7 protein-coding genes are annotated in these 10,962 nt (G+C 66.4%); 2 read left to right on the top strand and 5 right to left on the bottom strand.

Translation table 11 applies throughout. The annotated features are described in order from the left end of the window. The coding region (locus tag AC1DWT_RS24530) for a winged helix-turn-helix domain-containing protein (protein ID WP_477922563.1) at positions 1–2,586 on the top strand (2,586 nt) is incomplete at its 5' end. 12 nt (positions 2,587–2,598) lie between these two features. On the opposite strand, the gene AC1DWT_RS24525 is transcribed toward AC1DWT_RS24530, so the two are convergent. The 5 genes from AC1DWT_RS24525 to gnd all read right to left on the bottom strand — a co-directional run bounded on the left by AC1DWT_RS24525 (position 2,599) and on the right by gnd (position 9,157). Next, positions 2,599–3,213 (bottom strand): GTP-binding protein, encoded by a 615-nt coding sequence (locus AC1DWT_RS24525; RefSeq protein WP_095869894.1) that lies wholly within the window; start codon positions 3,211–3,213, stop codon positions 2,599–2,601. After that, positions 3,210–3,629, bottom strand: coding sequence for a roadblock/LC7 domain-containing protein (locus tag AC1DWT_RS24520; RefSeq protein ID WP_095869895.1), 420 nt, complete (start codon positions 3,627–3,629; stop codon positions 3,210–3,212). Before AC1DWT_RS24520 ends, AC1DWT_RS24525 begins: the two co-directional genes overlap by 4 nt. Then, on the bottom strand, positions 3,626–6,256 hold the full coding sequence (locus AC1DWT_RS24515) for an ATP-binding protein (RefSeq protein WP_095869896.1): 2,631 nt from the start codon (positions 6,254–6,256) through the stop codon (positions 3,626–3,628). The genes AC1DWT_RS24520 and AC1DWT_RS24515 overlap by 4 nt, the downstream gene beginning before the upstream one ends. A gap of 330 nt (positions 6,257–6,586) precedes the next feature. After that, positions 6,587–8,254 (bottom strand): glucose-6-phosphate isomerase, encoded by a 1,668-nt coding sequence (gene pgi, locus AC1DWT_RS24510; protein ID WP_095869897.1) that lies wholly within the window; start codon positions 8,252–8,254, stop codon positions 6,587–6,589. A gap of 3 nt (positions 8,255–8,257) precedes the next feature. Next, the gene (gnd, locus tag AC1DWT_RS24505) at positions 8,258–9,157 is read right to left on the bottom strand and encodes a phosphogluconate dehydrogenase (NAD(+)-dependent, decarboxylating) (RefSeq protein WP_095869898.1); all 900 of its coding nucleotides are present in this window, start codon (positions 9,155–9,157) and stop codon (positions 8,258–8,260) included. Positions 9,158–9,319: 162 nt separating this feature from the next. Between gnd and zwf the strand changes: the two genes are divergently transcribed. Beyond that, the gene (gene zwf / locus AC1DWT_RS24500) at positions 9,320–10,900 is read left to right on the top strand and encodes a glucose-6-phosphate dehydrogenase (protein ID WP_095869899.1); all 1,581 of its coding nucleotides are present in this window, start codon (positions 9,320–9,322) and stop codon (positions 10,898–10,900) included. Positions 10,901–10,962 lie beyond the last annotated feature (62 nt).

Below are 10,962 nucleotides of genomic sequence, written 5' to 3'. Positions count from 1 at the left end.
CCGCTTCCACTCGTCGGTGACGACGACCGTCCCTTCCGACCCACGGACGAGATCAAGGTCGGCGTGTCGGACTATCTTCGATACCGCCGCGGTAACGGGACGCGTCGAGATCTCCCCCCGCCACCGAGCGCCTCCACCAAGTACCGCCCGCCGGTTACACCGGGGGCAGCGGTGGCGCGCACGCACCTACTCGAGCGACTGCGCCGCAGCGGTCGCCGGCGCCTGGTGCTCATTCATGCACCCGCGGGATTCGGCAAGAGCACACTGGCCGCCCAACGCCTCGAGGCACTGCGCAGTGACGGCGTGGCGACCGCCTGGCTGACGATCGACAATGACGACAACACGCTCATCTGGTTCCTCACCCACCTGATCGAGTCCATCGCCGTCGCACAACCRGCCTTCGGYCGGGAACTGGTACGCGAACTCGAAGTCCACGGCGCCGGCCGCGAGCGGTACGTGCTCACCTCGTTGATCGACAAGCTGCACTCGGCCGACCAACACGTGGCCCTCGTCATCGACGACTGGCACCGCGTGAGCAACGACGACACGCGGTCGGCACTGGAGTTCTTACTCGAACACGGTTGCCACCACCTGCACCTGATCGTCACCAGCCGCACCCGGCTCGGCCTTCCTCTCAGCACGATGAGTGTGCACAACGAGCTCGTCGAAATAGATTCCGCAGCACTGCGGTTCGATGTCCGCGAGTCGACACAGCTGCTTGTCGACCGGACCGGTCTCGATCTGGGCGAACCCGATATCGTCGAACTCGAACAGTCGACGGATGGGTGGGCGGCGGCTCTGCAACTGGTCTCGCTGGCACTGCGCGATCACCCGCACCCCCGCGAGCTGATCGACCACCTGTCCGGGGGGAACCGGGCCATCGGCGAGTACCTCGCCGAGAATGTCCTCGGCAGTCTCGATCGACACACGCTCGACTTCGTGCTCACGACCTCGATCACCGAGAAGACCTGCGGCGGACTGGCGCGGGCACTCACCGGCGACCAGGACGGGCAAGCCGCCCTCGAGGACGTCGAGGCACGTGATCTGTTCCTGCGCCGACTCGACGACGAGGGGGAGTGGTTCCGTTATCACCACCTGTTCGCCGAGTTTCTCCAACGCCGCCTCGCGCGCGACGACCCCGATCGTGTGGTCGAACTCCATCGGAAAGCAGGCGGATGGTTTGCGGGCCGGGATCTTCTCAGCCAGGCAGTCGACCACTACCTCCTCGCMGGTGACGAGCACGACGCCRTCGGACTCGTCGAGRAYGCKGCGATGGACCTGCTCGAGCGGTCGCAAATGGGAACACTRCTCGGTCTCGCCGCGAAACTGCCGACGAAGAAGACCACCGATCACCCCCGACTGCAGATCGCACTCGCCTGGGCGCAYGCRYTGCTGCAYCACCCCCGCGACGCCGAGCAATTTCTCTCCGTCGCGGAGGCCGCACTGACCAGCGGAGGCGACGACAGCGCGGTAGCGGATATGYGCGTCGAGGCCGCCTTCATCCGAGCCACCGTCACCGTCTTCGACGACGAGATCGACGGRCTCGACGAGGCAGTCGAGGGATGCATTGCACGCGCSAGCACACTGCGACCCTGGGTGTTGTGCGGAGCCGCCGACGTCGCATCCTTCCACGCGATCTACCGATTCGACTTCGACGAAGCTCGGCGATGGCAGAARTGGGCGCTGCCCTACCATCGGCGCTCCAACGGTCCGTTCAGCGTCATCTACGGATACTGCATGGCCGGCRTCGCCGCCCGAGAACAACTCGATCTACCRGCCGCGGAGGCCAGCTTCCGGCACGCCATGGATCTGGCAGCCGAAGAGGGTCTCGGCTACGGCACCCRGCTSACCGCAGCCCTACTCGGTGACCTGCTGTACGAACAGGGACACCTCGCGGAGGCGGACCGTCTCCTCGACCGCAGTCACACCTTGGGTGCCGAGGGCGGCACCGTCGACTTCATGCTGGCCACCTATGGCACGGGTGCACGACTGAAGTACCTGCTCGGACAGAACGACGCGGCAAAGTCGCGTCTCGACGAGGGCGCCCGACTGGCACAACAACTGCGCCTTCCCCGACTAGCCGCGCGGATCGACAACGAACGCGTCCGAGCCGGGATCGGAAAGTCTGCGTCCCGTACCCCGGACCTCGACCGCGAGAGTCGACACCACCGCAGCCGGGACAACGGCATCGCCGTCCTCACCTCGGAAATGGCGGAGGACTCGGCGATCCGGGAGGCACTGGCCTCACACCCCCACGTGCAGGACCTCGGGCCCGTATACGACAGGGCGCACGCCCTCGTCGAGTCGATCGACCGACGAGCCCGCCCGAGGGCATTCCTCAACGCCGCCCTGTTGCAAGTGGAAACCTTGGCCGCCGCGGGACGAGAGGACACCGCGCGGGCGGAACTGCTGCCGCTCGCCGAGCAGTGCGCTCGACTCGGGCTGATCCGGCCTCTGCTCGATGCCGGACCGGCGGTGAGCCGGTTGGCACGACGTCTCCGGACACATCTCCAGGACAGCGCGGGCACCGTCGTGTCACCCGAGTTGGATGAGTATCTCGCCGACCTGGGGAAACAGCCGACCTGACCGAACGAGTGGTCAGAAGGACACGGGATTGGTCAACGCCTGCAGGGCATATGCCGAAATCGAGAGAAGGGCGTTCCGGACCGAAGCGCGGCTTCGTGCGTCAACGTAGATGATCGGCACGTCGGCCGTGACCGCCAACGCGGCCCGGATGTCGTCCAGGGGGTATCGCGGGGCCTCGTCGAACTCGTTGACCGCCACCAGAAAGGGAAGTCCACGCGATTCGAAATAGTCGACAGTGGCGAAACTGTCGTCGAGTCGACGGGTGTCGATCAGAACGATCGCTCCGATCGCTCCGCGCACCAGATCGTCCCACATGAACCAAAACCGGTGCTGGCCCGGCGTTCCGAACAGATAGAGGATCAAATCCTCTGCCAGCGTGAGGCGCCCGAAATCCATCGCGACGGTGGTGGTGACCTTCTGCGGGGTTGCCGTGACGCTGTCGATCCCGGTACTCGTGTCGGTGACCATCGCCTCGGTCCGCAAGGGAACGATCTCGGACACCGATCCGACCAGCGTGGTCTTCCCGACACCGAATCCGCCGGTGATGACGATCTTGGCCGAGGTGACACGCGCAGGTAAGGGATTCGGCCCACGAGTACCGGCCGGCGGTAGTGCCGCTGGGATCATGACCGCGCTGCCGAACGGGGCCTGGCCTCGACCTCGGACCCGACGCGTTCGACCAGGACCGCCATCTCGTAACCGACCTGTCCGATGTCGCACTCCGCTGTGGTCAGGGCCGCCAGCTGCGAGCCGTCCCCGACACTCATCAACAACAGATACCCGTGCTGCATCTCGACGACCGACTGCAAGACACCACCGCCCTCGAAAAGGGTCGACACGCCGGCCGAGAGACTGGCCAACCCTGACGTGACCGCCGCGAGCTGTTCGGCTCGGTCGAGTGGCAGGTGCTCGCTTGCGGCCATCAGCAGACCGTCGGCCGAGACCAGCACGGCGTGCGTCACGCGGGGGACGTCGCGGGCGAAGTTCGATACCAACCAGCCCAGCGTGCCAGGACTTGTCACGAAGGTTCCTCCTGTTGTCATCGGTCCCGCGGACCGGGACGGGGCGAGTTGCCCGTCCTGCCTGCGCGGACACCGCTTTGGTGTTGCGTGAGCGTGGCGCGGATGGTTTCGGGTGTGCGGACTCGCCTGGACGTGGCGTCCGGCTCGTCGATACCGCCGGGGACCAGGCGTTGGCCAGGGACACGTTGTGGCAGCCCGTGGCGGGTGACCCGCTCAGGGGTCTGCTGCGCGGCCCGGCGGGCAGCAGACCACCCGGTATCCGCTCGCGTGATCCACTGTTGCGGAACATCGCTGTCGGTCTTGGTGGGGGCGGTCAACCATGGGGGAGCGATACTGGCGAAGATCGGGGTCTGCGCGGTCCCGTCGTCGCGGGTCTCCTCGGCAACCACCCGAGGCTGGAAGAAGGATGCCGTCCGAGTGGAGTCCAGACGATGTCGCGGCGCGGGCCCTTCGGAAGTCTTACTGTTCTCCGGGGTTGCCACGGATGGGGGTCGGGCGGCGGTAGTGATCCCGGTCGCCCCGGGTCGGCGTTGGGGAAGAGTACCTGTTACGGGACCCGCTGGTGCGCCGACACCCTCGACTCCGAGAGGTACCGGTTCTTGGCGTGCTCGCTGTCGCTGGACGGGGACTGGTTCGACCGTCGCAGGGAGGGCGCGGGTCTCCGGTGACGTGTGTGCGGGCTGCTGACCGGAACCCGGGGGACGTCCGCCGTAGCTGTCCTGGACCTCGGCGGTCGGTGCCGAGGTGAGCACATCACCGGAGATGTGGACCGACACGGTGATTCCCGCGTTGCGTGACCGGTCGAGTGTGCGGCGAAAGGTGATGGTGATGTTGTGCCTCTTGCTGAGTTCGCTGACGACGAAGAGTCCCATGCGACGTGCAGTGTCCGGGGTGACCTCGGCCGCCGCGGCGACGCGGTCGTTGACCTCGTGCAGGTCGGTCGCGGACATGCCGATTCCGCGGTCCACGATCTCGATCACGACACCGCCGTCGATGGTGCGCGCGCAGGTCGTCATCACCGCAGTGTCCGGCGGCGAGAAGTGCAGCGAATTGTCGAACAATTCGGCCAGGATATGCACGAGATCCCTTCCCGCCGTGCCGGTCAACGTCACCGGTGGTACCGGGCCGACCTGAACGCGCTGGTAGTCCTCCACCTCGGAAATCGACGCCCGCACGGCATCGCCCAGCGGGATGGGTGCCGGGCGGCTACGCCGGTTGTCGCTGCCCGCCAGGATCAGCAGGTTGTCGCCGTTGCGGCGCATCCGGGTGGCGAGGTGGTCGAGCCGGAACAGGTTGTCGAGGCGCTTGGGGTCGCGCTCTTCGAACTCGAGTTGCTCGATCATCTCGAGTTGCAGATCGATCAGTGACCTGCTGCGCCGTGCAAGCGTTTCGAAGACGTTGTTCATCTGCAGCCGCAGTTGCGCCTGCTCGCCGGCGAGCAACAGGGCCTGGCTGTGAATGTCATCGATGGCGCGAGCAAGCTGGCCGATCTCTTCCTGGGTGTGCACGTCGATGGGATCGACTGCCAACGTGGACGCGGCGGCACCGGCCTTGACTCGTCCGACCGCCTCCGGCAGGTCTGTGTGCGCCACCTGCAGGGCACCGCGGCGAAGTCTGCGTAGTGGCTCGAGCAGGGATCGTGCCACCATAACGGCGAGCAGAATCGCGGCGAGCAATAACGTCGTGACCACCGCCATGTCTCGCCACGCGCTGGCCCGCAACGCGTCCGACTTGGCCCCGACCACCTCCCGCAAACCTGCGGACGCCGAGGCGACTGCGCTGGAGTAGTCATCGACGCTGGCGAACAGCGAATACTTGAGACCGGTCAGTGCCTGCTCGGCGCTCTCACGGCGAGTAGCGTTCTGTAACAATGCGATTCGGTCGCTCACGCCTTTTCGGAGAGTCTCGATGGTCGGGTCACCGGGAGGATAGCGTTGCGCGACCTGGTCGAGCAGTGCGGACTCGGTGCGGAGGTCGGCCAGAAGATTGACGCTCTCGGATTCGAGAGTGGCATCGGATTCGCCGGTGAGAATTGCTGTCGATGCGACGACCGACAGGCCCTCGGCGGAGATCTGCTTCTGGGCTGCCCACAGATCCTCGAGACGCCCGGTCTCGACGACCAATTCGGGGTCGGCGATCGGCACGGTAATCGCGGTCACCGCGCTCGACAGACCGGAGCGGATGGACGCGAGTTGTTCGGTGAGTGCCGCCGTCGACGTGGGTCCCTGCTTGGCCTGTGCACTCAACGCTCGCGCACCGGCGAGGGCGGTCGCAAGGTGCGAAGCCGTGGTGTCGTCGAGCCGGGCCGACGTATTCGCTCGTTCCACTTCCCCGATGGATGCGTCGAGGTTGTCGATCATCGACACTGTGATCGCGCGTTGCGCGAGTGTTCCCATCACAACGGCCGCGTCCCCGTCCAATTCGACGAGCAGGGGAAGCATCTGGACCCGGTCGGCGACCGTCGTGAAGTCCGCGGCCGCCTCGAGTCCTTCCTGTACGCGGAGAGCACCGAGTCCCGCCGCAACCAGGAGAGGAACGGTCAACACGATCGCCATCTTCCATCGCAGCGACCAGCCTGCGATACCTGATGTCGGCCGCTGCTCGCGGGTCCGACGGAAGCCGACAACCGCGGCGGTTGTGCGACTCATCGTGTGCCTCTCGGGTCATGCGCCCCCGGAGAGGGCGCGGCGGAGCGCCGAGGTGGTGGCCGAAGCAATGGGCGGACCGTCCTCGTCACGTGCCCGGGAGGCTATGACAGAGACGGAGAAGCGCAGGAGAGATGCCGGGATGTCCGCATTCCACCGACACATAGGCTGAAGCTGTTCGGGAAAACCGAAAGAAGTAGACCGAACAACCGGTGTTTCGCCGAAACTGTCGCGCAGCGCCACGTCGAGGCCGGGTTACGTCGCGTATGGCTACCCGAGAGGGGTCAGTGTATCCACCGGACCACAACAACCACCCCCGGACCGCAACCGCATTCACCGTCGGTCGCCACGCGCCGTGCTGAACCACCGGGCAAGCGACTCCGTCGAGCTGTCCAGATCGGCGAAGTCCGGCGACTTTTCCTTCGCACTCACGATGGTCTGCAGTTCCACCGCCTGAGTCTTGCCGAGTTCGACACCCCACTGGTCGAACGAGTTGATGCCGCACAGTGCGCCTTCGACGAAGGTCTGATGTTCGTACAGTGCGATCAGTTGCCCGAGGATCGAGGGGGTGAGCTTGCGCGCCAGGATCGTCGTGGACGGACGGTTCCCGGGCATCACCTTGTGCGGAATCAAAGAGTCGGGGACACCATCAGCGGTGATCTCGTCGGTGGTGCGGCCGAACGCGAGGACCCGCCGCTGCGCGAGAAGGTTGCTGACGAGGATGTCGTGCATGCTGCCCCGGCCGTCGATCGTGGGCAGGTCCTCGGTGGGATCGGCGAAGCCGAGAAAATCGACCGGTATGAGCCGGGTGCCTTGGTGAAGCAACTGGTAGAACGCATGTTGCCCCTTGGTGCCAGGCTCGCCCCACCAGATGGAACCGGTCGCGGTAGCAACCGGAGCCCCGTTCAGCTGCACCGCTTTACCGTTGGATTCCATGGTCAGTTGCTGCAGATAGGCCGGAAACCGGTCGAGGTCGTTCGAATACGGCAGCACCGCACGGGTTTCGGCGCCGAAGAAGTTCGAGTACCAAAATCCGAGGAGCCCGAGCAGCACCGGGGCGTTCGCCTCCAAGGGCGCCTCGGCGAAATGCCGGTCCACGGTGTGCATCCCGGCAAGGAACTGACCGAATGCGTCCCTGCCGATCGCGGCCATCACCGCCAGCCCGATCGCGGACCCGACGGAGTAGCGTCCGCCGACCCAGTCCCAGAACTCGAACATGTTGCCGGGGTCGATCCCGAACTCGGCTACTTTCGCGGCATTGGTGGACACGGCGACGAAGTGCCGGGCGACCGCATCCTCACCGAGCGCGGTGGTCAGCCACCGCCGGGCGGCGGTGGCGTTGGTGAGGGTTTCGATGGTGGTGAACGTTTTCGACGCCACGACGAACAACGTGGTCGCCGGGTCGAGATCGCCGAGCACCGCAACCAGGTCGGTGGGGTCGACATTCGAGACGAACCGGACCGTAATGCCGGCCTCGGAGTAGTGGCGCAGCGCGCCGCACACCATGCGCGGCCCCAGATCGGAGCCGCCGATGCCGATGTTGACCACCGTGGTGATGCGCTCACCGGTGACCCCGCGCCACTGTCCGCTGCGGATGCGGTCGGTGAACTCGCCCATTCGGTCGAGCACTTCGTGCACGTCGGCGACCACGTCGCGGCCATCCGCCCGTAGTTCCGAGGGCCGGGGCAGACGCAGCGCGGTGTGCAGGACCGCCCGGTCCTCGGTGGTGTTGACGCGTTCTCCGCGCAGCATACGGTCGCGGTGTTCTTCCAGGCCCACTGCGCGGGCGAGGTCGGTCAGCAACCCGAGGGTTCTCCGGTCGATCCGGTGCAGGCTGTAGTCGATGAACAGGTCACCGGCGGTAACGGTGAGGTCGCGACCGCGATCGGGGTCGGTGTCGAACAACTCCCGCAGGTGCAGGTCGGCCACGTCGGCGTGATGGGCCTGTAGCTTCTGCCATTCGGGGGAGCGGGTGACGTCAGATTGGGTCGAGATCGTCACGGTTCAGGCGATCCCGGCGGGTTCTGCGGACCGGACGGCGTGCCCACCGAACTGGTTGCGCAATGCCGCCACCGCCTTCATCGCGGGGGAGTCGTCCTGGCGGGACGCGAAGCGGGCGAACAGTGCGGCGGAGATCACCGGTGCGGGGACCGCGTGGGCGATGGCTTCTTCGACGGTCCAGCGGCCTTCGCCGGAATCCTCGGTGTACCCGGAGATCGCGGCCAGGTCGGGATCGTCGGACAGGGCTTGCACCAGGAGGTCGAGCAGCCAGGAGCGGACCACGGTGCCCTTGGACCACGCGCGCAGGACGGCAGGTACGTCGACGATGGATTCTTCCGCCGCCAGCAGTTCGTACCCCTCGGCGTAGGCCTGCATCAGCCCGTATTCGATGCCGTTGTGCACCATCTTCGCGTAGTGGCCGGCGCCGACCGGGCCGGCGTGGACGAAGGAGTCCTCCCGGTCCCCGTCCGGTCGCAGCGCGTCGAAGACCGGCATCAGCCGGTCGATGTCGGCGGCGTCACCGCCGGCCATCAGTGCGTATCCGTTCCGTCGCCCCCACACTCCGCCGGAGACGCCGCAGTCGAGGTAGCGGATGCCGTGTTCGGCGAGGATGTCCGCGTTGAGCTTGTCGTCGGTGAACCGGGAGTTGCCGCCGTCGACGACGAGGTCACCGGGCGCGAGCAGCCGCGAAAGCTGCCCGATCACCTGGCGGGTCGGCGCACCGGCGGGCACCATCACCCACACCGCACGCGGCGCCGGAAGCGATTCGACCAACGCTTCGAGGCTGTCCACATCGCTGTCGGCGGCGTTCGGGTCGTATCCGATCGCCTCGAGTCCGCGTTCACGCAACCGCTCACGCATGTTCAGCCCCATTTTGCCCAGACCGACCAGTCCCAGTTTCATCGTCACCGTTCCACTTTCAATTTTCGAGTGCCTTGCCGAGGTCTATGTCTACGGGGGTTTCGGGGCCGCCTCACCTGACCGGACGGGCAGCTGACACTGGCCGCTCGGCCAAGTGCATTACCTCGCCGCGCCTTCGACACTGGTAGTCGACGCATTGTCCGAATGCGCGTGTGGTGGAGCGAAAGACGGAGTGCAACAGAAGTGACCGTGTCTGAAGTGCAGGAGTGGGACCCGCTGGCAGCGGGCTCGGACGGCCGGTTGGGTGAGGCGTTGATCGGCGATATCGGTCAGGTCACCGAACCGGCGTCGATGGTGATCTTCGGGATCACCGGGGATCTCTCGCGCAAGAAACTGATTCCGGCCATCTACGACCTCGCGCACGGTGGCCAGCTACCACCGGACTTCGATCTGATCGGATTCGCCCGCGACAGCACCGACGCCGAAACCCGGCTGCGCGAGGCGGTGATCGCGCACGCGCGCACACCCTTCGACCCTGCGGTGTGGAACGAGCTGGCCGAGCGGATCCACCTCGTGCAGGGGTCGTTCGACGACACCGCCGCGTTCGCCCGGCTCGCCGCCCGGCTGGCCGAGCTCGATGCCCGCCGCGGCAAGCCCGGCAACTACGTCTTCTACCTGTCCATCCCGCCGTCGACGTTCGCCACGGTCTGCGATCAGCTCGCGATCACCGGCCTGAACCGGGATGCCCACGGATGGCGCCGGGTGGTGGTGGAAAAACCTTTCGGGCACGACCTCGCCAGCTCGCAGACCCTCGGTGTCGCACTGGAACGAGTGTTTCCACCATCCTCGATCTACCGCATCGACCACTACCTGGGCAAGGAAACCGTGCAGAACATCCTCGCGCTGCGCTTCGCGAACGGAATGTTCGAGCCACTGTGGAACAACCGGCACATCGACCACGTGCAGATCACCATGGCCGAGAACGTCGGCGTGACCGGGCGCGCCGGGTACTACGACGGCGTCGGCGCCGCCCGCGACGTCATCCAGAACCACCTGCTGCAACTGTTGGCGCTGATCGCGATGGAAGAACCCGTCGCGTTCGACGCCGACAGCATCGCCGCAGAGAAGATCAAGATCCTCTCCGCCACCGAACTCCTCGGACCGCTCGCGGAGACAACGGCCCGCGGCCAATACGGTGCCGGAGTGGAGAACGGCGTTCCCGTACCAGGATTGGCTGACGAGGCAGGCTTCCCCGCCGACTCGACGACCGAGACCTTCGCGGCCCTGACAGTGGGCATCGCGACCCGCCGGTGGGCCGGCGTGCCGTTCTTCATCCGCACCGGCAAACGCCTGGCACGGCGCACCACCGAGATCGCGGTGACCTTCACACCCCCCGCCCACGGCTCACCCGCGGCCCGGGCCGCGGCGGTCTCGAACGTGCTCGTGTTCCGGGTCCAGCCGGACGACGGCATCGAGTTGCACATCGGCGCCAAACGTCCGGGCGGCGGCATGCACATTCAGCCGGTCAGCCTCGGGATGGACTTCCGGTCGGTGTTCGACCCGGCACCGGAGGCCTACGAGCGGCTGATCAGTGACGTGCTCCGCGGGGACGCCACCCTCTTTCCCCGCCGTGAGGAGGTCGAATGGTCCTGGCGGATCATCGATCCGCTCCTCGAACACTGGGCCGCCACGGGTCGCCCAGAGGACTATCCGTCTGGTGCGTCCGGCCCGGAGTCCGCGGAACGGATCCTCAGCCGGACCGGCCGGTCGTGGCGCCAGCTCTGACCCCTCCGGGCAGGTAGATGCGCGAGGTGGGACCGACGGAGGGGTTCAAGTTCCACCCACGC

The sequence above is a fragment of the Rhodococcus sp. P4_B6 genome (assembly GCF_056402215.1).
The sequence above is the reverse complement of the archived record's forward strand: the minus strand, read 5'-3'. Positions and strand labels throughout refer to the sequence as shown.

Excerpts from the sequence above, each read along its gene's own strand:
- AC1DWT_RS24525 (WP_095869894.1), bottom strand. The coding sequence starts at position 3,213 with ATGATCCCAGCGGCACTACCGCCGGCCGGTACTCGTGGGCCGAATCCC.
- AC1DWT_RS24520 (WP_095869895.1), bottom strand. The coding sequence starts at position 3,629 with ATGACAACAGGAGGAACCTTCGTGACAAGTCCTGGCACGCTGGGCTGG.
- AC1DWT_RS24515 (WP_095869896.1), bottom strand. The coding sequence starts at position 6,256 with ATGAGTCGCACAACCGCCGCGGTTGTCGGCTTCCGTCGGACCCGCGAG.
- gnd (WP_095869898.1), bottom strand. The coding sequence starts at position 9,157 with ATGAAACTGGGACTGGTCGGTCTGGGCAAAATGGGGCTGAACATGCGT.
- zwf (WP_095869899.1), top strand. The coding sequence starts at position 9,320 with ATGCGCGTGTGGTGGAGCGAAAGACGGAGTGCAACAGAAGTGACCGTG.